General features: G+C 44.1%; 23 protein-coding genes. 8 read left to right on the forward strand and 15 right to left on the reverse strand.

Features of this window, described 5'->3' with window-relative positions; all coding sequences use genetic code 11:
* Positions 1 to 39: 39 nt before the first annotated feature.
* On the reverse strand, positions 40 to 1,287 hold the full coding sequence (locus tag J4N23_RS02215; protein ID WP_207425373.1) for a competence/damage-inducible protein A: 1,248 nt from the start codon (positions 1,285 to 1,287) through the stop codon (positions 40 to 42).
* A 2-nt stretch (positions 1,288 to 1,289) separates the two neighbouring features.
* Positions 1,290 to 3,791 carry a putative LPS assembly protein LptD gene (locus J4N23_RS02220; RefSeq protein WP_242689042.1) on the reverse strand — a complete coding sequence of 834 codons (2,502 nt, stop codon included), beginning with the start codon at positions 3,789 to 3,791 and terminating at the stop codon, positions 1,290 to 1,292.
* A gap of 113 nt (positions 3,792 to 3,904) precedes the next feature.
* Between J4N23_RS02220 and J4N23_RS02225 the strand changes: the two genes are divergently transcribed.
* The 4 genes from J4N23_RS02225 to J4N23_RS02240 all read left to right on the forward strand — a co-directional run bounded on the left by J4N23_RS02225 (position 3,905) and on the right by J4N23_RS02240 (position 7,123).
* On the forward strand, positions 3,905 to 4,714 hold the full coding sequence (locus J4N23_RS02225; RefSeq protein WP_242689043.1) for an N-acetylmuramoyl-L-alanine amidase: 810 nt from the start codon (positions 3,905 to 3,907) through the stop codon (positions 4,712 to 4,714).
* Positions 4,715 to 4,789: 75 nt separating this feature from the next.
* Positions 4,790 to 5,593 carry an N-acetylmuramoyl-L-alanine amidase gene (locus tag J4N23_RS02230; protein ID WP_207425375.1) on the forward strand — a complete coding sequence of 268 codons (804 nt, stop codon included), beginning with the start codon at positions 4,790 to 4,792 and terminating at the stop codon, positions 5,591 to 5,593.
* A 42-nt stretch (positions 5,594 to 5,635) separates the two neighbouring features.
* A complete protein-coding gene (locus tag J4N23_RS02235; RefSeq protein ID WP_207425376.1) occupies positions 5,636 to 6,580 on the forward strand; it encodes an MlaD family protein in 945 nt (314 codons plus the stop codon).
* A 90-nt stretch (positions 6,581 to 6,670) separates the two neighbouring features.
* Positions 6,671 to 7,123, forward strand: a complete 453-nt coding sequence (locus tag J4N23_RS02240; protein ID WP_207425377.1) for a 3-oxoacyl-ACP synthase — start codon at positions 6,671 to 6,673, stop codon at positions 7,121 to 7,123.
* Between the two features lie 110 nt (positions 7,124 to 7,233).
* On the opposite strand, the gene J4N23_RS02245 is transcribed toward J4N23_RS02240, so the two are convergent.
* Positions 7,234 to 7,752: a glycine zipper 2TM domain-containing protein gene (locus tag J4N23_RS02245; protein ID WP_242689044.1), complete on the reverse strand. Its 519-nt coding sequence runs from the start codon at positions 7,750 to 7,752 to the stop codon at positions 7,234 to 7,236.
* A 303-nt stretch (positions 7,753 to 8,055) separates the two neighbouring features.
* Between J4N23_RS02245 and J4N23_RS02250 the strand changes: the two genes are divergently transcribed.
* A complete protein-coding gene (locus J4N23_RS02250) occupies positions 8,056 to 8,307 on the forward strand; it encodes a hypothetical protein (protein WP_207425378.1) in 252 nt (83 codons plus the stop codon).
* Between the two features lie 151 nt (positions 8,308 to 8,458).
* On the opposite strand, the gene J4N23_RS02255 is transcribed toward J4N23_RS02250, so the two are convergent.
* Positions 8,459 to 8,989: a GNAT family N-acetyltransferase gene (locus tag J4N23_RS02255; RefSeq protein WP_207425379.1), complete on the reverse strand. Its 531-nt coding sequence runs from the start codon at positions 8,987 to 8,989 to the stop codon at positions 8,459 to 8,461.
* Between the two features lie 229 nt (positions 8,990 to 9,218).
* Between J4N23_RS02255 and J4N23_RS02260 the strand changes: the two genes are divergently transcribed.
* A complete protein-coding gene (locus J4N23_RS02260) occupies positions 9,219 to 9,659 on the forward strand; it encodes a hypothetical protein (RefSeq protein WP_207425380.1) in 441 nt (146 codons plus the stop codon).
* A 12-nt stretch (positions 9,660 to 9,671) separates the two neighbouring features.
* Here J4N23_RS02260 and J4N23_RS02265 read toward each other — a convergent pair whose 3' ends face one another.
* The 3 genes from J4N23_RS02265 to J4N23_RS02275 form a co-directional block, all read right to left on the reverse strand.
* Positions 9,672 to 9,890: a DUF3820 family protein gene (locus tag J4N23_RS02265; protein ID WP_207425381.1), complete on the reverse strand. Its 219-nt coding sequence runs from the start codon at positions 9,888 to 9,890 to the stop codon at positions 9,672 to 9,674.
* 133 nt (positions 9,891 to 10,023) lie between these two features.
* On the reverse strand, positions 10,024 to 11,700 hold the full coding sequence (locus tag J4N23_RS02270) for a murein L,D-transpeptidase (RefSeq protein WP_207425382.1): 1,677 nt from the start codon (positions 11,698 to 11,700) through the stop codon (positions 10,024 to 10,026).
* A gap of 338 nt (positions 11,701 to 12,038) precedes the next feature.
* On the reverse strand, positions 12,039 to 12,698 hold the full coding sequence (locus J4N23_RS02275) for a heme exporter protein CcmB (protein WP_207425785.1): 660 nt from the start codon (positions 12,696 to 12,698) through the stop codon (positions 12,039 to 12,041).
* A gap of 70 nt (positions 12,699 to 12,768) precedes the next feature.
* On the opposite strand from J4N23_RS02275, the gene J4N23_RS02280 reads away from it, so the two are divergent.
* The gene (locus J4N23_RS02280) at positions 12,769 to 13,257 is read left to right on the forward strand and encodes a methylated-DNA--[protein]-cysteine S-methyltransferase (protein ID WP_207425383.1); all 489 of its coding nucleotides are present in this window, start codon (positions 12,769 to 12,771) and stop codon (positions 13,255 to 13,257) included.
* On the opposite strand, the gene J4N23_RS02285 is transcribed toward J4N23_RS02280, so the two are convergent.
* From J4N23_RS02285 to J4N23_RS02295, 3 genes are all read right to left on the reverse strand, one after another.
* Positions 13,258 to 13,827 (reverse strand): tetratricopeptide repeat protein, encoded by a 570-nt coding sequence (locus J4N23_RS02285; protein ID WP_207425384.1) that lies wholly within the window; start codon positions 13,825 to 13,827, stop codon positions 13,258 to 13,260. It abuts the gene before it with no gap.
* 146 nt (positions 13,828 to 13,973) lie between these two features.
* Positions 13,974 to 14,363 (reverse strand): SPW repeat protein, encoded by a 390-nt coding sequence (locus tag J4N23_RS02290; protein ID WP_207425385.1) that lies wholly within the window; start codon positions 14,361 to 14,363, stop codon positions 13,974 to 13,976.
* A 103-nt stretch (positions 14,364 to 14,466) separates the two neighbouring features.
* Positions 14,467 to 15,285 (reverse strand): YihY/virulence factor BrkB family protein, encoded by an 819-nt coding sequence (locus J4N23_RS02295; protein WP_207425386.1) that lies wholly within the window; start codon positions 15,283 to 15,285, stop codon positions 14,467 to 14,469.
* Between the two features lie 312 nt (positions 15,286 to 15,597).
* Here J4N23_RS02295 and J4N23_RS02300 point away from each other — a divergent pair, with 312 nt between their 5' ends.
* Positions 15,598 to 15,963, forward strand: coding sequence for a response regulator (locus tag J4N23_RS02300; RefSeq protein WP_207425387.1), 366 nt, complete (start codon positions 15,598 to 15,600; stop codon positions 15,961 to 15,963).
* 2 nt (positions 15,964 to 15,965) lie between these two features.
* Here J4N23_RS02300 and J4N23_RS02305 read toward each other — a convergent pair whose 3' ends face one another.
* The 5 genes from J4N23_RS02305 to J4N23_RS02325 all read right to left on the reverse strand — a co-directional run bounded on the left by J4N23_RS02305 (position 15,966) and on the right by J4N23_RS02325 (position 24,799).
* Positions 15,966 to 17,633 carry a serine/threonine-protein kinase gene (locus J4N23_RS02305; protein ID WP_207425388.1) on the reverse strand — a complete coding sequence of 556 codons (1,668 nt, stop codon included), beginning with the start codon at positions 17,631 to 17,633 and terminating at the stop codon, positions 15,966 to 15,968.
* Between the two features lie 8 nt (positions 17,634 to 17,641).
* Positions 17,642 to 18,430 carry an FHA domain-containing protein gene (locus tag J4N23_RS02310; RefSeq protein ID WP_207425389.1) on the reverse strand — a complete coding sequence of 263 codons (789 nt, stop codon included), beginning with the start codon at positions 18,428 to 18,430 and terminating at the stop codon, positions 17,642 to 17,644.
* A gap of 49 nt (positions 18,431 to 18,479) precedes the next feature.
* On the reverse strand, positions 18,480 to 22,631 hold the full coding sequence (locus J4N23_RS02315; protein WP_207425390.1) for an FtsW/RodA/SpoVE family cell cycle protein: 4,152 nt from the start codon (positions 22,629 to 22,631) through the stop codon (positions 18,480 to 18,482).
* Positions 22,632 to 22,640: 9 nt separating this feature from the next.
* Positions 22,641 to 23,750 (reverse strand): PP2C family serine/threonine-protein phosphatase, encoded by a 1,110-nt coding sequence (locus J4N23_RS02320; protein ID WP_207425391.1) that lies wholly within the window; start codon positions 23,748 to 23,750, stop codon positions 22,641 to 22,643.
* Positions 23,751 to 23,842: 92 nt separating this feature from the next.
* Positions 23,843 to 24,799: a hypothetical protein gene (locus J4N23_RS02325; protein ID WP_207425392.1), complete on the reverse strand. Its 957-nt coding sequence runs from the start codon at positions 24,797 to 24,799 to the stop codon at positions 23,843 to 23,845.
* Positions 24,800 to 24,854 lie beyond the last annotated feature (55 nt).

Genomic DNA, 24,854 nt, shown 5'->3' on the forward strand with positions numbered 1-24,854 from the left:
AAAATGATGTACGCTGCAAAATTAGTTTTTTTCGGGAGTTTAGGCGTGTTCTTCCTTAAGTAATTTGAAGAGCATTATAAGGGCATTTACTGCCGACCGCTCAATATTTTGTTGTCTTCTGTTTCCAAACTTAAATTTTTGAGCAACCACTTTCTGTTTACTTGCCACTGCAATCCAAACCGTACCAACTGGCTTCTCTTCCGTTCCCCCTCCCGGGCCAGCCACTCCGCTTATTGCAATAGCATAGTCTGATTGGAAATTTCTCAATGCACCCTCTACCATCGCAGTAACAGTCTCCTCGCTGACGGCCCCCGAAGCCTGAATAGTTTCAGGAGCAACGCCTAGAATGGACTCTTTTAGCTGGTTAGAATAAGACACAGCCCCTCCTAAAAAGACTGCGCTAGAGCCTGAATGCTGGGTAAAGAGATGGGACAGGTATCCGCCTGTGCAGCTCTCGGCCACTGACAGGGTTAGTTGCTTGCTCCCCATAAAATCGAGGACAGCTTTCTCTAGAGGCTTATCTTCTGACGTTACTATATAAGCAGAAGCAAGTAGCTCGATCTGTTCAACGTAAGTTTTAATTTCCGCCTTCAGCTGATTTTCATCCTTTCCATAAGCACTTAATCGAAGACGCACCTGGCCAAGTTTGGGCAAATAGGCTAACTTTATATGAGCGGGTAAGTTGTCTTCTACTGATGCAATTGTTTCGGCTAGAAAAGATTCGCCAATACCAGCTGTGAGAATAGTATGATGAACAATTGCTTCCAGCTTGAACTTAGCTTTCACTCTCGGAAGCACTTCTTCCTCTACCAGATACATCATTTCAAACGGAACCCCCGGCATGGACACGTACACTTTCTGATCTTGCTCAAACCACATCCCGGGAGCGGTTCCATTTTTATTCAAAAGCACCTCACAGTTTTCAGGGACATCCGCTTGTTGAATATTTATCTCCAGAAGAGGCCGGTTGTATTTCTGAAAAATCTGACTGATAACTTCCAGACTTGCCTCATCCCGCTTGAACCCTACGCCAAAGTACTCGGCTAGTGTTTTTTTAGTTATGTCATCTTTGGTAGGCCCTAAGCCCCCGGTAATAAGGATAATGTCCGCTCGCTGAGACGCTAGTTGAAGAGCTTCCAGAATATGAAGACGATCGTCCGAAACCGAACTTATCTGCTTCACTCTGACCCCAATCTCATTCAATCTTTGAGCAATCCAGGCAGAGTTTGTATCTACTATCTGACCAATAAGGATTTCATCTCCTATGGTAATTATTTCTGCTAGCATGATTAGAGATTAATTTGACTCCAGGGACTTCTTCTGCTTAGCTTCAAATCTTGTAAGATCGATGCCCGTACCCTGATATCGAAGCTATAGCTTTTGTATAATCCGAAGGGCACCCAGGTGAATGACATGTCCCAGCAATGCAAATCACGGAAGATGGAAAACTGAGTAGTAGAAAATTCATTCCGACTAAAGTCGTACCCTGAGTTGAAGGCAACCTTCCACTTAGGGGTCACACTTAAATCACCGTTGAAGTTAAGGGTATTGGTAATATACGAGCTAAGGTCGTTTTTTGAGTAGTTGAAACTATAAGATGCACTCAAGTTCCATGGAACACTAAAATCAACAAAGGCATTTGGATTACGCATAATCATTTGCAAATCCTGTTGCTGCTGCTGGCTCAGGTTAGGATTATTTTGCTGGTTAGCCAGGGCTTCCTGCCTTCGCTGCAACATACTTGAATTCAAACTAAAGCCGGTCGAAAACCCAAGCGAAGTTAGACGGGGAAGTCTGCCCTCTCTAAAGGTATAAGTATTTACTCTTCTCCCTACGCTATCAAGAACATAAGGATCAAGCACACCGTAGAAATTAATCCCTAACTTCTGCTTAAAAAATGCCGTCCTTCCACTAAAAGAAATAGTTGAGAGTTTGAACTCAGGGGCAAGAAAGTTATAATTACCAGCAAAAGACAAACCCTGAATAATAGGGATTTTTTCAGTGGCATTTGACGTATCACTTTTGGTTCGGACCTTTGCCTCGATATTGTTATCTATTGAAAAGCCAATTCCAGCGGCCCGGCCAGCACCTGGACCTCCATATACTGTTCCCTGGAAAGGTGAATATCTTTGGTTTGTTCCCGGCACGTCCTCATAAAACCCAAAACGATCAGAACTAAAATCCGGCCGATAGTTGAAGCTTACGGACGGAGTCACCACATGGCGAAGGGCAAGAAGTCGCCCTTTTCTAAAGTTCATCATTCCGTAGAATTTAGTTGACATAGATGAGTTGAGTCCATATTCATAATTCCTCCGGAAGCCTTCGATTGTGTCCTTGACCACCAGCTGTTGGTTCTCGTTCAATCCATATTCATAGGTTTGCAAGGTCCAGCGCTCACTGTAATTCACCCCCGTACTAAACTGCAAATACTTCAACACATTAAAGTTTAGACTTACAGGAATATTATGTTGGATCCCATTTCTGAAGTTCCCCAGGGTTTCCTTTCTGAAGATATTATACTCTTTTTCAGTCAACGTATTTGTTCCTGTCGCGCTATAGCCAACGGAGATTCGCTGATACCATTTCTGCTCCCCAACCCGATCCTTAGAATCGAAGGGATTAAGAGTACTCATATTTAGGCTGAAGCTAGGCAGTTCAAGATATACTTCTTGTGTACTGATATCTTGGCGGTGACTCATACTGGAACTGAAATTGAACAAGCCGTTACCAAAGGTTTTTCCGTAACTTATACTGGAAGCAAGTGTGTTCCGCGTAGCCATATTGTAGTCGTAGGCATCTGTAGCCCCGCGGCGGCGCGAATAAGAACTGGTACCCACGTTGACATTTGCCGAGAAATTGGTGCCCGGATTTGCCGATTGATTCTGAGTGTGGCTCCAAACAAGGTTAAAATCTTTGGCCGTTCCAGCAGACGGTGTACCCTCTACGCCGGTTTTGGTAGAGCGATAAGCAAAATTGAGCTGACCGTTGTACTTGTAATTCTTCCGATAACGAGCAAGTAAATTAGTTTCGTACGAACCTTGGCTATATAACGTCCCCAGAACTTCCGCGTCCCAATAGTCGTTAATACCGAAATACCAACCCAAACCCCTCATGAAAAATCCCTGAGTAGCATCTTCCCCAAACGTCGGGAATCTGAAACCAGAGGAGCGTTTGTTAGTTTTCGGGAAGAATCCGAAAGGTAAAATGGCTGGGATGGGAATATCTTCAATAACCAGATAGGCCGGCCCACTTATCACTTGCTTCTCGGTTACTATACCTTTAGATATATGAATTCCGAAGTGCGGATGAGGCAGATTACAAGTGCTATAAATCCCGTCTTTAAAAGAAATTTCGTTATAAGGATTCTTCTTGGACTGCGCCGCCGAAATATACCCTCCTTCCACTTCTGTAAAAGAGCCATACGATTTTCCCTTTTTTGTTTCGAAGTTAAATACGAGTGAATCGGTGCTTATCGGCGACTCCTCTCCCTGTTTGAATATAGGACGGCCGCGATAGCGCGAATTGCGATCTCTTAATCCACTCGCAAACAGTCTTTTATTTTTTTGATCCAGGCGGATATAATCTGCAGACAACTCGAGATCCTCATAGGAAACCCGGGCCTTACCGTAAAGAAACACGATATTTCTATCTACACTAAATTTTATCGAATCTTCGGCAGTATAAGTTACTTCTGAGGCCAAGCCATTGGACGAAGCCGCCGCTGTAGACAGGGTATCCGAAACCGCAGTGGTATCCGATTGAACTTCTGGTTGTTGCGCATGTAATTTCAAAGAAAACGCAACAAAAAGAACCAAAAACACGTATCTCAGAAAAAAGTTTTTACGGGGTTCCAAAATATATCTCGAATATTATTTTTGCGATGTTTAATTACGGTTCAAAACTAATGAAATTAATTCCACTGAAAAGATTGATTTGCTGCGTAGCGATACTCCTATCAATTCTTCCGTTGATTTCATTCACTAATAACTCAAATGTAGCCCCCTATCGTATACGCACCATCGTAATTGATGCTGGTCACGGAGGAAAGGCTGCCGGGGCTACCGGCAAGTATTCGCTGGAAAAAAATATAGCACTAAGTGTAGCTTTAAAGTTAGGCAAAGTTATTCAAGAACAGCTACCGGGAGTGAAAGTTTTATATACACGTACTACGGACGTTAATGTTGACTTCCACGAACGCATTGGCATTGCAAACAGAGCAAAGGCTGATCTTTTCATCTCAATCCATTGTAACTCCATGCCTGCGAATCTAAGTACCAGAACGTCGACAAGAGGAGTCGAAACGTTTGTGGCTGGCTTCGGTCGGATTAATGAGCAGGACGTAGCCATCCGTGAAAACGCTGACATTCTTTTAGAAAAGGACTATAAAGACAAGTACGACGGCTACGACCCGAACGATCCTGAGTCGATGATCGTTTTTTCACTTATGAAAAATGCCTTCCGCGAACAAAGCATCAAACTGGCCACCTGCATCCAGAATGAGTACGTGTCCAGCGGACGGATAAACAGAGGGGTAAAGGAACAAAATATCCTTGTACTACAACGTGCCGGGATGCCGGCCGTTCTTACAGAGATCGGCTTCATCAGTAATCCGGAGGAAGAAGATTACCTTAACTCCGAAACCGGTCAAAATGAAATAGCAATCAATATCGTCAAGGCGATACAGGCTTATAAAAAACAGGTGGGAGATCAATAATCCCGCTATAATTAATTAACATTTTTAATACATCTTCGAAGAAAACAACGTTCTTCTGTTAAATCCAGACGAGATATGGGGAGATTTTTCACACGTTTATTTTTTACAGTACTTTCTTTAACCATTATAGCATCAGAGATATCTTTCGCAGTTGATACTCCGCCAAGTCCTTATCGAATTAAGACAATCGTGGTGGATGCAGGACATGGCGGCAAAGATGGCACTACCAGAGGGTTGATTGCGCGGGAGAAGGATGTTGCCCTGCAGGTTGCTTTGCGCCTGGGGAAGATAATCGAAGAGAATCTGAAAGACGTTAAGGTTGTGTACACACGTACTGAAGACGTTTTCATCCCTCTATACGAGCGCATTGGTTTAGCAAATCGCGTGAAAGCCGACCTTTTTATCTCGATCCACTGTAACTCCATGCCCTCAAGCATGCGCAATAGAACGGCAGTAAAGGGTACTGAAACTTTTGTTGCAGGATTTAATCGGCTGAACGAGCAGGACGTAGCGTTGAAAGAAAACGCCTCGATTTTGCTGGAGCAGAATTACAAAGACAACTATGATGGTTACGATCCGAATGACCCTGCCAGTGTCATTGTGTTCTCGTTAATGAAAAATGCGTTCCGGGATCAGAGTATTAAATTAGCATCGCTAATGCAGGAAGAATATGTTGCAACAGGGCGGGTGAACAGAGGCGTTAAAGAACAGGGGTTAGCAGTATTGCAAAGGGCGGCAATGCCGGCCGTCTTAACAGAGATTGGATTTATCAGTAATCCACAGGAAGAAGAATATATGGTGTCTGAATACGGGCAAAACGAAATTGCCAATTGTTTGTTAAAAGCTATCCAAGCTTACAAGAAACAGGTAGAGCTTTAATAACTCTATTTGTTAATTATATTTGACAAAAACTTAGACACTTTGAAAATTACAAACGAAACTAAAGTCGGCATTTTAGCTGCCGTTGCTATTACTATATTAATCTTGGGATACAGCTTCCTTAAAGGAAACGACGTATTCTCTCGCGAGAATGAGTACTATGCACGATATGAAAGCGTGGAGGGCCTAACAGTCTCCAAGCCGGTTCTAGTTAACGGGTTCCAGATCGGGCGCGTCTCTGCCCTTACCCTTCAACCCAATGGGGAGATTGTAGCTCAGTTTAAGATAAGTCCCGATTACGAAATACCTGCAAATACGATAGCCCGGTTAGAAAGTACAGATTTACTAGGTGGTAAAGCAATTATTTTTGATCTGGGCACTAGCAATCAGTACGCGCAGGACGGGGATACATTGAAGGCCAATACAGAAAAAAATCTGATGGAACAGGTGCAGCCGGTACAAAAAAAGGCAGAAAGAATCATCTCGCGGCTTGATTCTATCCTTACCTCCGTTGACAACACCTTGAGTCCTGAATTTCAGAGGAATTTCAATAGCAGCTTCGCCAGCATAGCAAGAACGCTTCAAACATTAGAAGCAACAACAAAAAAAGTAGACTATTTAGTGGGTACTGAAAGCCGTCGTCTTAATGCCATCTTCGCCAACCTCGAATCTGTTTCAGCAAATTTCAAGAATAACAACCAAAGGATTAATCACATTATGACTAATCTTGAAGGCGTAAGCGATAAATTTGCCAGAGCAGATTTCGAAAGAACTATTAATAGTGCGAATAAGGCAGTTGCCGATATGCAAGCCGCTATCGATAAAGTAAATAGTGGGCAAGGTTCATTAGGGAAGCTGGTAACTAACGACAGTCTTTACAATAATTTGAATAACTCCGCGGAAAATCTTAACAGATTGATGATCGATCTGAAAGCAAATCCGAAGCGTTACGTAAGCTTCTCTGTATTTGGAGGCCGCAAAGATTAACCTGAAAGAATTTAATAAATAAAAAGGCAAGCGACACCCGCTTGTCTTTTTATTTATACGACCTTTTGCAATCACCCCTATTAAATCGAGATGTCTCATATTAAGAAAAAGCTCTTTTCTCATTGCCTCTCGCTGGCTGAGGAACGAATACGTACTTCTGAACAGGCTATTACATCGGCGCGAGAAGCTTCGGAGAACGATACAAAAAGCAGTGCCGGCGATAAGTATGAAACCACCAGGGAAATGATGCAGCAAGAAATATCACGAAATGAGATTCAGCTATTAGAAGCAAGGAAACAAAAACACTTGTTAAGTTCAATCAATCCGGAACGGACCTGCACCAGGGCTGAGAATGGAAGTGTTGTGATAACAAATCAGGGAAGTTTTTATCTGGCGATCAGTGCAGGACAGGTGGTCATTGATGGGACAACTTACTATGTAATTTCCACAGCCTCTCCAATAGGACAGAGAATTACAGGATTGAAGCAGGGAGAATTTTTCCAGTTCAATAACAAAGAGTATCGGATAGAAGATATCTATTAAGTTAGGATGATGATCTTTGCTACAACATGTCGAATCGTTTCGAAAATATTAGCAACAAAAAAGGGACTGAAAATTAATTCAGCCCCCTTAACTAGTCAGAAATAAAAATTTTATTGCACACGACCTGTTTTCCGGTCCTTGGCCCTACCGATTGCATATCCTGTACCTGCACCTACGACGGCTCCAATGATACCACCACGGGCGTCTTTCTTATCAATAAGAATACCAGTAACGGCTCCGGCACCTGCCCCAATAACGGCGCCTTTAGCTGCTGCACTCCATCCTTTTTTACGTTGTACCTGTGGTTGATCATAATAGTAAGATTCAGATACTCCTTTTACATAAGTTCTGCGAGGGGTATTAGACGCATATACTACCCGGGTGCGGGCTGCTGCCTTTTGCTGCTGAACTTGTGCCGCTGCTGCTGCCACAGCTAATCTTTCTTTCTCTACAGCTGCCGCCCGTTCAAAACTATCGATACGGATGCTGTCTTTAAGAGCTTGCATTGAATACTGAAGAAGTTTAACTGAATCGCGGACGGCCGCCACTTCTGGATTCACCTTAGCATTGTTGTTGCAGGCTGCAAATAAAGTTGTAGCCATAGCAAACGCGATTACTGCTGTTTTCATAAGATTCATTTTTTATTAGTGTGTGTATTGTGTGTTTTAAAAGCCTTGCGGTACCAGCGCGATAGATGAGCTAATTCCGCATAATCTTTACAGAAAAAACAATGCCACAATTTTTAGGCTTTCGTTCTCTCTAATACTTGTTCGACCTTTACAGCAAAAAAAGGTTTAACTGACTATTTTTTGAAAACGTTGTCTTCGTCTCCTTATTGCTTTTATCAACTATGAATTGGTATCACTAGCCGCCTGTCCTTTAAAAATATTTTATCTTCGCGACTTATTCCCTGCTAATATGGGATTGCAGCTATGAAAGAACCATTTGACGTTGAATTTGACAACCGTGTATATGCCATCTTCCCTGAAGAGGATAATACTTATACTGTATTTAAAGATGGACTAGAGTATATGAAGCTCCAGCAGGATACGGAAGGAGTTTGGATTCGTTTAGACCTCGATACCGATACCCCTCTTTTTGAGGAAGACACAGAAGCCAATGAAATAGGGAAAGCAATACTTGCTTATGAGCCTGAGCCCGACGAAGATCAGGATCAAGAATAAAAATGATTTCGCGGATCGATCTCTAATGAGGGAACGGTTCGCTCTGTTACTTTAAGGGGTAAGTAGAAACCTTGGAACTAACGTTTCACTTTTCTTTTCCTCACGATCAGAAGTATCACAATAATTAAAATAGTAACGATCGCTTTTACTATCATGGCTGTTTTCTTTTAATCGAGAACCAATAGTGATCTCTTTCATTATACAAGAACAGATTCTCTGCAGAAAAGCCGAGCTTTTTTAAAATAGCTATAGATGCATGGTTGTTCGCATCCGCTATAGCGAACATCGTTTTTAGATTCATAACGTTAAACCCGTATTCAACCGCAGCTTTTGTTGCTTCGAAAGCATATCCCCGCCCCCAAAATTTTCTCAGCAGCCTGTATCCAATATCATAATAACCTGAGTAACCGTTCACTGTGTCTTTTATTAGCTTTAGTCCTGTCCAACCCACAAAACGTCCCTCTACTTTATCGACTATTGCCCATCTTCCCACACCGTTCTCCTCATATTGACTACGAATAAAGGCAATCATGTCTAGGCTCTGTTGCAGTTCGGCAATTGGTTTACCAAGGAAGGTTTGTACTTCAGGATCAGCATCCATTTCAAACATAGCTTCCGCATCGTCAAAAGTAATCTCCCGCAAGTACAGGCGCTCCGTCTCCAACACAATGTGATCGTTCATCGAATTATTTTTTTATAAAGAAAACAAACTAATATTAAAAACTCTTATAGAACAAATATCGCAGGGCGGCTTACACCTTTGTACTACCAGGTTCATTTAGATCGACAGGTCTTTATGCTCCTGGTATCTGCATTTTTACTGCTTAGCCCCCTTTCTCGTTAATCTAATCTACGGCCTTCAAAACCATCCTTCTTCAACCTTGTTTACATGGTAATTAGCACGCTACACTATGGATTTAACACACAGAACGCCTGAAGATTATTTCAATGAACTGATTAACTGTATTGAAAAAGCAAACAGACAGTTTAAGGACTTCGACAAACATGCAACCGAAAACGCGACAGCCGATCGGCCTGATAAAGCTGCTGATTTTGTAGATACTTACTGTACTGACTTTAATGATTCCTTGGAAGAAATTTTAACCACCCTTGGAGCTGCTAATGAAAACTTCTACTATACCTATGAATATGATGCCGTTGCTTATGAGATCTTAAATCTTGAGAAAGTGTTAGCAGACCTTCAGGCTCACAAGTCGATGTACATCGCCAGAATTAAGGAAGCTACTGTATTTGTTCCTCAAGGTTCGTTAGCGGTTTGGATAGATGACTTTGAGGATTTACAGGACATTTCAGACGAATTGGAAGAAAGATTTTCTGGTATAGGGATTTAAGAAGCCAGAGCTTCAATGCGATTTGTTTTTTAAAGGTGCAATCAAATACTCCAGGCCATTCAATTTAATTTCGTACATCGTATGTAAAAGCATGCCCAGTTTTCCTGTCGGGAAGCCTTTGGAATGGTACCATACTAAATAAGGCTCAGGCAAATTGCACAACAACGTCCCTTTGTATTTACCGTACGGCATCCTCATCGTAACCAGTTCCATCAGTGCTTCTGAATTCATACGGCAAAGATAAAAACCCACCACGAACAATGGGGGTTTTTAAAGTTTCACCAGAGAAATTTGTTGGGAAAATTGAAGTTGGGAAGGAAGCCCCTCTCCAACTGCGGCGCTTCCTTTCTTTTCGACATGGCCGCTATAAGCGACTGAAATACATAGAAGCTAACTCGCTATCATGACCATAGATATCCTCGAAAAATGTTACCCGGCCGTTAGCATCAGCGCTTGCAGTAAAGTATACGAGGTAAACAGGCAGCTTCTCTTTCAGCGGGATATGCTTCTCTTTTCCAGTACTTACCTGATGCATAATCTTTGAACGATTCCAGCTACCTGGTACGTTCCGTAACAGATACTGTGCTAATTCAACAGGACGCTCTACCCGTACACAGCCGTGGCTAAATCCACGGCTCGCCTGGCTGAACAGCTGATCGTTCGGCGTATCATGCAGATAGATATTATCAACATTCGGGAAAATAAACTTCACATTTCCCAAGTCATTTTTCGGACCAGGCCTCTTACGCACGACGTATCCAAATCCTGGTTGCCCGGCCTGACTCCAGTCAACCGAGGCAGCGCTAACTAACTCACCTTTGTTGGTGACCACCTCCATGTTGTTCCTGTCGAGATAGCCGGGATCGCTGACAATGTTAGGAACAATTTCTTCTCTAAGAATATTTGGAGGGATGTTCCAGTAGGGCGCCACAACAACGTATTCCATTTTATCACTAAAAATCGGCGTCGAGTTCATCTCCTTACCCACAATCACACGCATATCCATTACCTGCTTATTCTGCTCAAAAACACGCAGCTTGTACTCGGGGATATTCACTATCAAGTAGTTTGGTTCAAACTTTTTCGGAATCCAGCGCCATCTTTCCATATTGATGATAATTTGCCGGATGTTCTGCTCAATAGGAACATTTAATTTGCTGATAGTCTGAGAACCCAGTCCTCCATCGGGCTTAAGGCCCTGCGATTCCTGGAACTTCTTCAAAGCAGCTACCAGCGATGGATCGAATACATTATTGGCGGCTGTGTCTTTTGCTTCGGCATTAACTGGTAAAAAGTCTACTAAGCGTTTTCTTAACAGCGGCACCATAGGAGATGGCTTACCGGGTTCAACCTTTGCACCGGCAGGGATTAGAGGCCATCCCCCATCGGCCTGAATTTGCCTGTACCTAGCTAACGCTTTCTTTAAGTGACCGTACTCCTCATGCAGCGGCTTGAACTCCGCGTAGGGATACCTGCTTTTTCGCTCTCCCAAAATCGTCATCAAGGCTTTATGAAGCTTAATCTTATTGCGCTTTACATCCCATTCTACTTCCTCATTTTCTCTCGGAACAACCAGCCCGCGATAATAGTCGGATGCCCAGTTGAAATAGGTGGCAGAAAGCGCCAGGTCGATCTCTTTTTCCAAGGCTTTGTACTTGGTAGTATCTTTTCTTGCATCCTTCAACTCTTTGAATTTCTGTTCGAAATTCACGATCTGATAGTCTTTCGGATCCAAGCCTTCTTCTGCCGCCCTTTTAATTACATCCAGCATTTTTTCCGCCTGTGGCACCATCTCGTGGTCTTTGAACCAACCCAACTTAAATTTGCGTTCGCGATAGAAGTTTTTCGCCCAAATCAGCTCATCCGCGAAAGCGGGCTCTGACTTCATGTACTTAGTAATATAAATACTATCTAAAAGCGGCTGTGCTCCTATTTCAGGAGTTCTATTACAACTACTAATACCTACCGCAAAGGCTATAGCAAGTACTGTAAATAGAAAATTGCCTTTTCTATTTTTTTTAATAGGGTTTATAATTCTCATGATGTTATTCTCCAGATATTGCTAAGTGTGTCGTACTGGTTATAACAAAAAGTAATCCAGACGTGAAAAGTACGTGTAGTTGGCAATATGAAGCGATTATGAGGGCTACCAGTGTCCGAACAATGTAAGTTAGCGTACGGGAAAAAGAACATGTTGGAACATGTTTGTACCAAAACTATAACCGAAAACAACTGTTTAAGCACTACCTAACGAATGCGTATGAACAAACAATTACAAAAAGGTTCGAGCCCTAATTACTTTTTGAAAGGATTAAGAGATTCAGTAGTGGTACTACTGTTGGCAGGATTGTGCCTTTTAATAATGTATTCTTTGTATTATTAATCCTTCCAGAGATAAGGAAATAGTAGTAGCGAAACCGTCATCACTACAATATTGATGGCCACCAGAACGCCTATTTCGTTATAGCTGACCGTTCGGTCAAGGCCGTCCATAGCGTTTTTCGAAAATTTAATCAGTACCATTATAAGTGGGATAATGACCGGAAAGCTAAGTATTGCCATTAGTGCACCGCTATTATTCGCCTTGGCGGCGATGCCGGAGATCATGGTGAAGACAGTTGCAAAACTGAAGCTTCCGATAAGTATCGCCAGAAAATAAAAAAGTGGATCTCCCACAGGATTACTGAAAACAAGCGTATAAAAAACGAAGGCAATTACTGACAGCAAAAGCATCAGCAAGATATTGTAGATGATTTTTGATAGGATAACTGCCTGTGGACTAACTAAACTATAATAGTAAAGCTGACGTCCTTTACTTTCCTGTAAAAAGCTCTTCGCTATTGCGTTGACGGAAGCAAAAAGCATAATTATCCAGAACAGCGCATTCCAGGTTATAGGATCTACTTTTTTGAAAGAAAGAAAGCAGACGAAAATGGTGGAAACCACGTAAAGTAGAATACCATTGAAGGCATACTTAGATCGCCACTCGAGCACCACCTCCTTTTTTAGCAAATGCTTTACTTGTGCCACCAGATTCATGGGGTTCAAAGATAGAGCTTTATTAAAATATATACGCGTTCTCCCCTATCTTAGCAGTAAATAATCAGTGATGGATTTCATATCTAACCTTAATACTCCCCTGGGCGTTCTTTCCATCCGCGGAAGCAAGCATTTTATACGACAAATTATGTTTGAAGCAAATGAACCGGATCCAATTCCCTGCGATTTAACCGAGCTTGCGCGAGTACAGTTGCAAGAGTATTTTGCTGGGGAACGATTGAAGTTTGATTTTCCGTTAGAGCAACAAGGGACGTCCTTCCAACAGCTCGTTTGGTCGGAGCTAAAAAACCTCCAACCCGGAAACCCTATAAGTTATTCTGCACTTAGCATGCGTATGAAAAATCCATTGGCTATTCGTGCAATCGCAGCAGCAAACGGAAAAAACAAGCTAATGGTTGTGGTTCCTTGCCACCGGGTTATCGGAACCAAGGGCAACCTCGTCGGTTACGCGGCCGGATTGTGGCGCAAAAAATGGCTTTTGGAGCACGAGGCCAAATTAACTGGCAGCGGACAAAGCGCTCTGGATTTAGGACGTTAATTAATTGCCTGACAAGCGCCTGTCTACTTCCGCCGCCTTTTCTGGCTCTTCTTTCAAAATGTAATAGTACTTAAGTAGGTTAAGGGATTGCTGGTCTTTCGGCCTTAGCTGAATGCTTTTCTGTATGTAGGGGTAAGCGCTATCCGCATCTCGGTGAATTTGCTGACGTTCTTGTAAAAAGTCTTTTTCGGATTTTCCTGCTCGTGTTAACGTATTGTTCTTCCTGATCGCCTTATTCATAAGCATTCCGGCGAGGTTAAAATTCGCTTCAAACAAATCGCTATTCAAAGAAACTGCTTTTTTATACGCTACCTCCGCTTTTTCCAGCTCGTTCAGGGCAGTATAAGCTGTTCCCAAGTTAGTATATAGAGTAGTGTTTTTCGGGTCAATTTTCAGCGCCTGCTCTGTTTTATTGATTGCCTCACGGTATCGGCTTTGCCGCATTAGGCTGCTAATTTCATTATACATTTGAGCGAAGGCATTGATGTCTCTGGGAGAACCTGCATCGCTTTGAGCAAAAGAATCAAAAGAAAGGATAATAATACTGAGTACGGCTAACAATGTTTTCATAGATGGTTATTAACAACAGGTTTGAGCATTAACAACAGGTTTGAGCTGATGTTTAGGTCAAAGTTTAGTCTTACTCAAAAGTGATCCAATAAAAAAAGGGTTCAACCGATAGCTGAACCCTTTTATTGACAACAAAGTAAAATTTACTAGTGAGCGTGACGAACGTTGTCCACGTGGTGAGTATGAGAGTGCTGTGAAACACGATCAGTACACAAACCAGCGATGATCTCGAAAATACCTACGATCAAGTGTGGTAAATAAACGAACTCGTCAAAGTTAAATAACCATGGTGATGCAGCCAGGAAGATACCCGCTAGCACGTCCATTGTTAGGTGAGTGCCCATCGACAGCGTCTTTGCACCTCCACCTTCATAGTCGGTGATAAACGACATTACTAAAATCATTGCACCAACGGCAATTGCTACCCATTTTGCAGCATCAACATCTGCGAAGTTAAATAACCAGGGAGCGGCAATTAATAGGATCCCCGTCATGTAATCTAACATAGCGTGGGCTTTTCTGCTTATGAATCTCATAGTATAGATATTTAGTTTAACATTTGTTCGGTACTACTTAAACAAACACGGTGCCAAAAGCAGATTCCCCCTCTCGCCGTATTTATTTAGTCAGCATAATTCGTTAAACTTCAAGTATTTCATAGTGAGAAGCACCTCGCACGGCTCGTATGGGCTCATTCCAGTAGTCACTGAGGACTTTAATGAACGATCCTCCGAAATAAAAGATGAGTGCGGAGTAAAAAACAAACAGTTGTATAATGATGATAGAGCCCGATGTACCATAAACCGTGCTTATATTACTTCTTGACAATCCCCAGTTCACTACAATTTTCCCAAAAGTAAATAGCACAGTAGTAAGGAAGCCTCCTGCTACAGCCACCCTCCAGCTGGGTCGCCCGTCGGTGAGGTATTTGAAAATACATGTGAACCAGACGGCAACAATGATCACAAAGATGACCTCATTAAGAATATAATTTAGCAGCCAGCTGGCTTGGGGCATCAAATAGTCAATGTAGTTTCCCAGAAAGCCTTGCATCCACTCGGTTAGTAAGCCAAGGATAAACAGGATACCAGCCAAACCAATGATTAAAAGTGAGCGGAACCGGCGCCTCAGCTTATAGCCGAATCCGGCATCTTTTTTTATCCGGATTTGCCAGATATCGTCAAGGGAATCTTCAATCACCTGGAATAGTGTAGTTGCCACGAACATCAAAAAGATAAATCCGATCAACGTTACATACCAGTTTCCCGCCAGACCGATAATGTTATTTAAAATTTCCTGAATCTGCCGCGCACTCTTAGTTCCAACCACACCGATTAACCTTTCGATCAACGCTGTTCGGACCCTGTCGGGTGCTATAAATAAGCCAAGAAGTTGTATTATAATGATGAGTATGGGAGTAACCGCAAAGGTGGTAAAAAAAGCTGTCGCGGCTGCCATCCGCAAAGGTTCTGCTTTTTTGAGGGTTATAAAAGACTCACGCAGCAAAAAGAACAGCGCTTTCGCACTAACAAGCAAATTGATCCTATATTTTGTATTGAGAGGCAAATTAAGAGATTTAAAAATCGGCTAACGTTACCGGTTGATGTTAAAATTAAAATGTGCAGCCTCAAAAGTTGAAGCCTTTACCTAAGGAAGATCAATTATACCAATTAAAGAAAGATTTAATAACAATAAAAACACAAAAGCTCGATTTATTTTCTGTATAATTGATTTAGAAAAGCATCAATTGCTAGACGGCCAGGCTTTACTATGAAAAGAGTTTTAATTGTTGACGATGATTCAGATATAATTGACCTGGTTTCCTTGATTTTGGAAGAGGCTGGGTTTCAAGTAATTGTTTCAAGTCAACAATCCTTGATAAAAGATATCTATAGATACAAACCGGGTCTCATACTATACGACGGTTGGAAAAAGCAAAAAGAAGATTTCCAGGTATTAAGTCAAGTGAAACGCGATAAGATTTGCAGCCGAATCCCTATCATTTTATTCTCTACCGCCACCGATCTTCCGTCGCTTGCTCAGGCCTATCAAACTGATTCTTATTTGGATAAACCCTTTGAGCTTGACCAATTGGTGGACGCGGTACGCAATTGCTACAACCTGCAGTACCAATAGGCCTAATTAATCCGTTTCAAATCTTTTTTACGTAACCATCCTTTAGTGACCTGCCCCTGCGTATTGAAAAAGACGACATAGATGAAGCCATTTTTTTCTTCCACCGCTGTTAGCTCGGCATTATTCCAATGCACCAGAAAGGCGTTTCGGCGTGTGCTTTCATCAGGCTGATCATGGAAATACGCTTTATTTACCGCCAGCGTATACTTCTTCTTGTTTTTCAACTCCTCCAGATGTTCTTGCTGCTCTTTGGTGGCATCCGCCTCTGACGCTGGCTCTGCCTCCTCCGGTTGTTGTTCTTCTTCACCCAGCAAGCTGTCCTGTTCCGCCTCCGGCTGCTCTGATACGGTCATTGTATCCTCGCGCCGAATCTCCTCAACCGGGATATCATTTGCAGGAAGATCACGCGATGCAGTGCTAGTGGTGTCCTCGTCGCGAGCAAGGGAATCAAAAGAGAGGCTATTCTCCGCCTTAGCATTTTTATCAGAGAAAAACGAAAAAGCTGCAAAGGCACCAAGCCCGACCACCAGAAAGATCAGAGCAAAGAGTGCGGTTTTAGAAATACTTACCGATGATGAATCCGCCAGCACCGCCGTACCGGCAGATCCGTCTTCATTATTGGCGAGCATGCGCCGCAAGCGCTCAATTTCCTGATCCTTCTGCCTGCTCTCCTGCTCGTATTTTAGGACTTGACTTTGCAACTGAGAAATCTCAGTTTGAACAGCTGCAGCACTCCCTAGCGCAGCCCCCGTGTTTTCTGCCGATTTCGTGCTGTTAATAAGGATGGCCTCATGTAACTTAACTCCGTCCTCGTAGCGATTTTCAGGTTTCTTTTCCAGGCACTTGCCAATGACTTCGAGCAGCCATCCCGGAACCTGCATCTCCCGCTCCCTCCGCTCGTCCGACCAGCTTTTGGGCATGTTCGCTCTCCTCAACGACATCAGGTCGGGAACGGGCGTTTCCATATGGGAAAGCATCACTGTATTTCTGTTTGTTTCTCCCCCATCCTGCAAGGGAAAGGGAACCTGACCGGCGAGTAGTTCATATAACACCACCCCAAAGCTGTAGACGTCTGTTTGAAACAACATCTTGCCTTCGTTTTGCTCTGGCGCCATGAACTCTATGGCACCAGCATGGCGTAAGCTGGTTCTGCGCTGCTCGTCGGACATTACCGCCAAACCGAAATCCAGCAATACATAATTGGCCGTATGGATATTGAACTTAACATTATTGCTTTTGATATCTCCGTGCTTCACTCCCACCTTATGACAATGCGCAATGGCCCCTGAAAGTTGATCAGCTACTTTGATCACCTCTCGGACGCTGAACAAAGGGTCGTGCGGAGACTTCAGGAGCTCTTCTAGGTCGGGGCCCTCGATGAACTCCATTTCAATAAAGGGGAAAGAACCGCTTTCCGTTATTCCGGAATTTAAAATCTTCACCACATTTGGATTAGGAACTTCATTTACTTTCTTCAGCTTCAAAACCTCGTTCTGAAAGCTTTGGAAATTCTTGTCCTCGGTGCTCTCCGCGTGAATCGGAGTAGGAAGAATTTTAACGGCTGTAAAAATCTCTCCTACCCTGCGCCCCTTGTATACAGAACCCTGTCCGCCGGTACGCAGTGCCCCCATGTTCTCTAATCCTTCTGTTATTGTAAATACCCTTGCCATTCTATCTATTATTGCTGATCCGGTACATAGTAAAACTCCAGAACAGCCGTCTCTCCAATAATTATCTGATCGCCGTCGTGCAGCTTATGACCAATCTCGATCGAGTTAAGTTTAATCAGCTCATCATTTAAGGCCGATTTAATTTTTACCTTGTTTCTCGGCGGCACGCCCCCTTCGTCCGCAAACAATAAGAAACAGGAGCTCTCGCTATTCCATTCAATATGGGCGTGTTGCCTGCTGATGTACTTATTAGCCTCGTCAGCTGAATCTGCCGGAAAAGCAATCGTGTTGATCCTGAAGAAGCCATCTTCCATCTGAGCTTTCCGCTCGCGGCCTATCGTTACCTTTTTACCGTCCGACCGTATCAGATATTCCTCTTGTTCAGCCTCTCCGCTCAAAATGGATATTTTTGCAGAGGAAGTCCGCTGGAGCACGCTTTCACGAGTCCGGATAAACAAAGCCGCATCAATTCCTTCAATCTCCTTAGCCTCCTTTGGCAGTGCATCAACAAAGACAATATCCAGGGCCCAATCTGCGGGGAGGTCGATGGCGAAGTCGTCTGCAATTCTTTGTACTTCTGCCTTAAATCTTCCTGCTTCATGAATATAAACAGCCGATTCATAAATATGTTGCTCATCTCTACCAGGAGCCAGAAACAAGTTGATCCCCCGGATGTGCCCGCCTTCCCCTCCTTCCAGCTTCTGCAGCTCGTCTTTCACCGCCCTCAACAGGAAGTCGCGGTAGCCTTTGGCATCTTCAGGCTTATTCTCTGTATCATTATCGAAAAAGTTAAACATTATTGTGTGTGCTAATCATCTTAATATAACATTCAAAGTATAGTCCGGTTTACATCGGACGCCGTCTGTTCAAAACTTGAGTCATCTGCTCCTGAACTACCATGGTACTATCTGTCGGCCGGTTGGGGACAGGTGCAGGTGCAGGTGAAACGGGTACAAAACCTTTGATGTAGCCCTTTTGTAGTAGAATTGGCAGTACGTGTTTCCCAGCCAAAGCCACTGCATCCGAGGAACCTTTTGTAGCCTCGATCCGGATACAGGTAACGATGTAACCTGGCCCGATCGCTTTTGGAGCAAAGAAAACATACCATCCATCATTGATGCGCTCACCCTTCCAGACACGTTCTGGTGTGCCGGTTTTTCCCGCTACGGAAATGCCTAACTGGGCGACTTTATTTTCACTCTGCTTGATCATATATTCTTTGATCGAGGCTGCAAAAGCAGGATCCTTGGCAAGTTTCACGCCACCGCTTACCGATAATACCGAGTCGCTAATTTTCTGCACATACCTATTCTTCACAAGCATTCCGTTGTTTGCTATTCCGGCTGCTAAACGTGCTACCGCAGCTGGGGTAGCTACCAACTCGCCCTGTCCCCATGACATCCCTGAAATTCCTTTGGCCCGCGTGCGTCTTATATTATTGGGATCGTACTTCGGCTTTGTATTAAATTCAGTCCGCCGCCATAGCGCCTGCCACTTATCTTCCCTGGCTCCGGGTTCCTCCTGGCGTCCGTAGTAAAACCCGCCCACGCCGTGTAAAAACATTCCTGTCTTTATATACAAGTCCGTCATCTCATTTTGCAACGCCTTTTCATTTGCCAGCTTTATGTAGAAAACGTTATTCGACTTAACCAAAGCCCGCTCCATCGAAATATTTCCTGTTTCATCTGGTTCGGGGCCACGTGTCCGGATACGCTCATTAGGAGCAACGGGATAAGTAAGATCGGCGGCAGCCATACCCAGCTTGTTAAATGCGGCCAGGGTAGTAGCGATTTTAGCGGTAGAACCAGGTTGAGTGGCATAAGTAAATCCCAAATCAGCTGTAGTCGTCCATCCCGCCAGACGGTTTTGCTCCCTGGAGGTCATCGTCAACAGCTCCCAGTTTTTTAGAGGAGGAAGCGGATAGACGGCCGAGGCAAGAACATCGCCACTGCTCGCCTCCATCACCACCACCGACACCCGGTTGTCCTTCAGAGAATCGTCGAGAGCAATGGATTTCTGAATACTGGTCTGCAAAGAGGCGTCCATGGTTAGCTGCACGTCCCGATTTCGTTTTTTAAACTCCTCCACTTTCCTACTGTTAATACCTGCAAGCAGCAAGGGGGCTAATGCACTATAATCTCTTTTGGACACTGTCATTTCCTTTACTCCTCTTGGAAGAAAACGGTCTTCCCGGTAAGCACTGGCAATCACATCATAAGAGGTAGTAGGTGTCTCGAAACCTCGCAACTCTGCCGCGTGTTCATATTCGGCAAAATAACCATTCGTGCTTCCGTAAAAGACTCCTGAGTTGGCGTCTCCCGTCCAGAAAAACATATGTTCGGCGAAGGGATAATACCGGTCGAGGCGCTTATGCATAGCAGAATCAAGATTATAGGATATGCCAGATGCTGAAAGTATTGATCTTTGTTGTTTAATTAACTCAGGCTTGCTGGTTGCCAGAATTCTTCCGTTCCGGTCGTACAATGAACCAGCTTGCAACTTATTCATCAGGATAGCAATGCGAGGGTTATAGCTAAACATCCTGCTGCCGCTTCTGTCGGCTACCAGCGCCGGCTGAACCACCCATTTCTTGTTACGGAAGAGGTAGCGGGAAACATTGATAGTAAGTAGGAAAACACCGATACAGGCTGCTGCTAGGGCCGGAATCAAATTCCTGTCTTGTTGTTTTGTTACGTAAGACATTTGGACCGCTGTCCCTTTTGCCATGGATGCCGAAAGCAAGAATCCTGCGGCTAGCATATTAGCCACTAAAGAAGAGCCGCCGTAGCTTACAAAAGGCAGCGAGACTCCTGACAGTGGCAGTGCCCCCGTTGAGCCTCCTGCAATCAACAAGAACTGCACGAACGTGCTGATTCCTATCCCTGCACAGAGATAGAACAGGAAAGGCGTCCCTGTCTGTCGTCCCACTAGTATGGAGCGGTGTAGATAAACCAGGAACAGGATAAAAATGCAGATAATACCTGTCCAGCCAAATTCCTCGCCTAATGCTGGCAATACCATATCGGTGTGGGCTTCGGGGATAGTTTTGGCAAACCCTTCTCCTACTCCCTGCCCGGTTAATCCGCCACTCGCCATCGCCCAAATACCATTCGCTACGTGGTCGCCGCCAAACACTTCGTTATTCCAGGCATCTTCCCAAATTGCCTTCCGCTCCACCAACCGCCGCATAGGCCCCGGGAAAAGCTCAGCTAAATAAGGGATTTGATCCAGCAGCAAAAAACTTCCGATAACTACCAGAGCCATTACGGAAGACTCACTCAACTGTCGCCGTTTCCACAGCGATACTCCGGCAAGAATGACGATGGTAACCAGCGTTGCGACCCATATTGAGGTGAAGATCCAGGCAGACAACACGTAGAGAACAACCGATGCTGCCATGAACATAAAGTCGCCACGCGAAAACGAAAACAGGACAATGAAGGTGAAACAAATCACCATTGCAGGACCTAAATCGCCGAGCACCAGAAAGAAAAAGATCGATACGAGAATTGCGATAAGCGCGAACGAAAAGAACGTCCAGCGCTTTTTCCAATTCGTGTATTCACTGATAAACCGCTCGTTTGTGGCAAAGAAACCGGCGAGAAACAAAATGATTGAATACTTAACCAGTTCACTTGGCTGGAATCCGAAAAGATTCACCTTTACACCGCTACCCTCCGGTCCTGCTCCAAAAAGAATGGTAAGAAACAAAAGACCTGTCGCCAGGACAGCCCATGGCCAGCCATTGGCAGCTTTTTTATTGTTCCGAAAAATGAAGAGGCGGTATAGAGGAGAATCAACAGTAAATCGACGAATGTTAAACATCATCAGGACTCCGATAATCACCACACCGATGCCGAAATAAATCAAAGTGTCCTTTGCCAGAAAACGATCCCGCAGCGGGTCTTGCAAACTCAGCAGGGTGATAAATGAAAGCCCGGTCAACAGCATGAGGATCGGCAGGATCAGTGGATCTGCCTGTTTGAATCGCACAGTAAAAAGAAGATGTAACAGAAAAAAGCCCAAAAAGAACCCGGCGACAATGATTCCATACCAGGAGTTGTACTCTTTCGGAGTTCGAACAATTAACGATCGCTCCTTTTTCAGGATATTAAAATCGCGGGTAGACAGGAGACGAACCGTATGAGGCGCCTGGTAGAAGTCAAAAGTTTCAGTACCGTCCAGTTCCTGCACTCCCTGCGACTGGCCGAACTGAAACCCGGGTTGCAATGGCAACACTTCAAAGGCTTTATCCGCCGGCAATCCTGCAAATGAATAGCGACCGTTCTTGTCCGTTCTCGCATAGGCTGTTAGGGATTGAAGTTGACGGTTATTGGCGGAATCAAGCAGGTAAGTCCTTCGAAAGTCCTCTCCCTTCTCCACTACAGACTTAAAAACCTGGGTCACTTCTTCGCTGTAAGCACTATCCTGTGGAAGAATCATCTCCAATCTCACAAGCACTCCGGATACAGCCTCGTCGTCTTTGTTGAGAACCTGACCTTTTATACGGTTTGATCCCATCCCTACGTTCGTCTCAGCATTTACAGCCATCGGGCTTGTCCTCTCCGTTACGAAAAGAGCAGAATCCGCACCTGTATAGCCGAGGAAAGAACGTGAGGCAGTCACCCGCTTTTTAAATGACTCCCCTCCGCTTTGAAAGGCATCATCCGCAACTACATAATATTTCCGCTTATTTAGTTCCCCAATGTTATCTATCTGATTTGTCTCCGAACTACGCACTTTGCCCACTACCGAGGAGATGAGCTCTATGTCTTTTTTCTCTTCGAAATAATAACCCTTCTGCAGCAAGGTCCTGATCCCTTCAGAAATATTAAGACTGTTCAAATTTACCATAGTTCCGGCCTTTAGCCGCTGCGCTACGTCTTCGAAATCGCGCTGGTGTACGCTGTATAGCTGAAAAAAAAGCAATCCCAACACAAGCGTATTGAGCAGTAAAAACAAACGTTCGGTACCTCTTCTATTAGTATTTTCTGTCATTGTTGCATTCTATTCGATTACTGGATCCACCCTTTTAGTGGTATCCATAAGTATTAAACTGTCACTCGCCATTCCTTCCTCCGTCGCACTTTGTTCTGTAGTATCAGGTGTTGGGGCCTTTTCATTTTCAGAGCCACCCCTGTTGGTGAGCAAGAAAATGATCACAAGCAGAAATATCAGGCAAAGCCCGGCCAGAACAAAAACATAGGGATTGTAGCTTTTCTTTACAGGCTGCTGTACCGGCTGACCCTCTAGGGGCTTTGATACAATCACTTGAGGGGGTACGGAGACAGGTTGTGGCTTTGCTTCGTTAAGCGGCCGTTTCACTTGCCGGTTTTTGGGTGGTTTGATCACCTTCGCCTTCACCGGCTTTTTACTGTTATGGACGAGTACGACGGTGATATTATCCTTTCCACCGTTTTGATTGGCTGCCGACACCAGTTGGTTTCCCTTTTGTTCCAGACTGGAAGCGCTGCTCAATATCGAGGTGATTTCATGCTTATTAACCAGATCGGTAAGACCATCGCTGCATAGCAGCAAAGTATCTCCGGGAAGAAAAGGCGACTGTCCCGTCTCGATATAATCCTTCTGAAGTTGTATCTGTTGGCCGAAGCCAAGCGCCTTGTTGATTTCGTTCCGTTTGGGATGCTTCATCGCAGATTCTTCCGACAGCCGGCCGCTATCCTCGAGGAAGCCAACAAAAGAATGATCTTTGGTCACCTTCACTAATGAATGATCGCGAAGCAGATAGAGCCGTGTATCACCCACGTGGGCATAATAAAACAGGTTATTCTCTACGTCCACTACAGCCAGCGTTAGTACGCAGGCCATCTTATCATACTGCTTTATCTGCTGCTTCTCTTCCTGTATGCGTTCATTAGCGGAGGAAAAAGCTTCCTTCATTGTATTGATAATGTTGGAAACCGGCTCCTTCAAATGCCTCTGAATGGCGTCCTTTGCAATAGCTGCAGCTACCTCTCCACCCACATATCCTCCAACGCCGTCGATCACACAAGCGATAATGAAGCGATCGCCCATCGCCTTTTCGGCAATAAAGGTATCTTCATTATTGTCGCGAAGCTTGCCAGTATCCGTAATCCCAAAGAAATTTTCAGCCATTGCGCTTATGAGTATTTTTTATATCCCTGAAATGCATGATCAGCAGGAAAATGCATATGGCCAGGAGAGAAGCTGATAAAATATATGACATACTAGGATTTGAAAATATTTACACCCACGATCCCATTCAGCAACATCCGCGAATTGACGGGAAGTTCTGTCCACTCCGGTTTATCCGCGTCGCTTCTTTTTACTTCCCGCTCGTTAAGCAGCGTTTTTTCACCGAAGGATGCCAGGTAAAAGCGGTCTTCCTTCTTGTTATACTTGATGCGTAAGTGCGGTGAATCCACCCAATCGGATGGAATTTTGAAAATAAAGGACCCTTCCCGTGTTTCATCTTTGCCAGAAATCAGGATGTCTTCATCCTTCATGAAAAACTCTACTTTTTTTCCGGCAAAAGCTTTATCGGGAACAATGGTTTCAAAGCGAGCAAAGCCGTTCACATTTCCGGTGGTGGTAGTGCTGCGCTCATCATACTCCAGCTCGTTGATATAGGGAAGTTCGTAATAGCCCTCGCTATAAAAGGTAAAGCCTTTCAGCACATCCTGGCTTACATCAAACGTTTCCGCAATCCCTGTCTGTCTCGGTATAAAAGTGACCCTCAGATTTTCCTCTTTCTGCGTACCACCACCTGGAAGCAACTTGCCGATAAACCCTTTGTCGCCCGGACCATAATCGGGATGTGAGACAAAACGGAACACCCACTTGCTGCTGGATGGCTCTACTGTTTTTCCCTGGCTCGCGTGCTCCTGCAAAATCTCATAAAACTTCTTAACCGACTCGTGCACGATAATACCGAAGATGCCTTTGCGGTTATCCATAAAAAGCCTGTAATCGTCCTGATTGAAGCTGATGATGAACTCGTGATAGAAAACCACCCGGTCGCCGAAAGAAAGCTCCGCGATTGATTCTTTAAATTTTTCAATGATATATTTATAGACGTCGTTGGGCGTCATGGTTTGTGGACTATTTAGAGCTGAGGTACCCTCATCGCTCAAAAACCACTCGTGTAACCCAATACGTTGCCAAAAAGATGGTTTCTCGTTCATGTGTGTTTTAAAAGACTTATTTAGAACCAACAAACTCAGAGAAGTGTTTGGAGTG

Origin of the sequence: Pedobacter sp. SYSU D00535, assembly GCF_017355855.1 — a bacterium.
GTDB lineage: Bacteria > Bacteroidota > Bacteroidia > Sphingobacteriales > Sphingobacteriaceae > Desertivirga.

What these genes read in the sequence shown, in the direction of transcription:
- J4N23_RS02215 (WP_207425373.1), bottom strand. Translation starts at nt 1,287, where the DNA reads ATGCTAGCAGAAATAATTACCATAGGAGATGAAATCCTTATTGGTCAG.
- J4N23_RS02225 (WP_242689043.1), top strand. Translation starts at nt 3,905, where the DNA reads ATGAAATTAATTCCACTGAAAAGATTGATTTGCTGCGTAGCGATACTC.
- J4N23_RS02230 (WP_207425375.1), top strand. Translation starts at nt 4,790, where the DNA reads ATGGGGAGATTTTTCACACGTTTATTTTTTACAGTACTTTCTTTAACC.
- J4N23_RS02240 (WP_207425377.1), top strand. Translation starts at nt 6,671, where the DNA reads ATGTCTCATATTAAGAAAAAGCTCTTTTCTCATTGCCTCTCGCTGGCT.
- J4N23_RS02245 (WP_242689044.1), bottom strand. Translation starts at nt 7,752, where the DNA reads ATGAAAACAGCAGTAATCGCGTTTGCTATGGCTACAACTTTATTTGCA.
- J4N23_RS02250 (WP_207425378.1), top strand. Translation starts at nt 8,056, where the DNA reads ATGAAAGAACCATTTGACGTTGAATTTGACAACCGTGTATATGCCATC.
- J4N23_RS02255 (WP_207425379.1), bottom strand. Translation starts at nt 8,989, where the DNA reads ATGAACGATCACATTGTGTTGGAGACGGAGCGCCTGTACTTGCGGGAG.
- J4N23_RS02260 (WP_207425380.1), top strand. Translation starts at nt 9,219, where the DNA reads ATGGATTTAACACACAGAACGCCTGAAGATTATTTCAATGAACTGATT.
- J4N23_RS02265 (WP_207425381.1), bottom strand. Translation starts at nt 9,890, where the DNA reads ATGAATTCAGAAGCACTGATGGAACTGGTTACGATGAGGATGCCGTAC.
- J4N23_RS02270 (WP_207425382.1), bottom strand. Translation starts at nt 11,700, where the DNA reads ATGAGAATTATAAACCCTATTAAAAAAAATAGAAAAGGCAATTTTCTA.
- J4N23_RS02275 (WP_207425785.1), bottom strand. Translation starts at nt 12,698, where the DNA reads ATGAATCTGGTGGCACAAGTAAAGCATTTGCTAAAAAAGGAGGTGGTG.
- J4N23_RS02280 (WP_207425383.1), top strand. Translation starts at nt 12,769, where the DNA reads ATGGATTTCATATCTAACCTTAATACTCCCCTGGGCGTTCTTTCCATC.
- J4N23_RS02285 (WP_207425384.1), bottom strand. Translation starts at nt 13,827, where the DNA reads ATGAAAACATTGTTAGCCGTACTCAGTATTATTATCCTTTCTTTTGAT.
- J4N23_RS02290 (WP_207425385.1), bottom strand. Translation starts at nt 14,363, where the DNA reads ATGAGATTCATAAGCAGAAAAGCCCACGCTATGTTAGATTACATGACG.
- J4N23_RS02295 (WP_207425386.1), bottom strand. Translation starts at nt 15,285, where the DNA reads ATGGCAGCCGCGACAGCTTTTTTTACCACCTTTGCGGTTACTCCCATA.
- J4N23_RS02300 (WP_207425387.1), top strand. Translation starts at nt 15,598, where the DNA reads ATGAAAAGAGTTTTAATTGTTGACGATGATTCAGATATAATTGACCTG.
- J4N23_RS02305 (WP_207425388.1), bottom strand. Translation starts at nt 17,633, where the DNA reads ATGGCAAGGGTATTTACAATAACAGAAGGATTAGAGAACATGGGGGCA.
- J4N23_RS02310 (WP_207425389.1), bottom strand. Translation starts at nt 18,430, where the DNA reads ATGTTTAACTTTTTCGATAATGATACAGAGAATAAGCCTGAAGATGCC.
- J4N23_RS02315 (WP_207425390.1), bottom strand. Translation starts at nt 22,631, where the DNA reads ATGACAGAAAATACTAATAGAAGAGGTACCGAACGTTTGTTTTTACTG.
- J4N23_RS02320 (WP_207425391.1), bottom strand. Translation starts at nt 23,750, where the DNA reads ATGGCTGAAAATTTCTTTGGGATTACGGATACTGGCAAGCTTCGCGAC.
- J4N23_RS02325 (WP_207425392.1), bottom strand. Translation starts at nt 24,799, where the DNA reads ATGAACGAGAAACCATCTTTTTGGCAACGTATTGGGTTACACGAGTGG.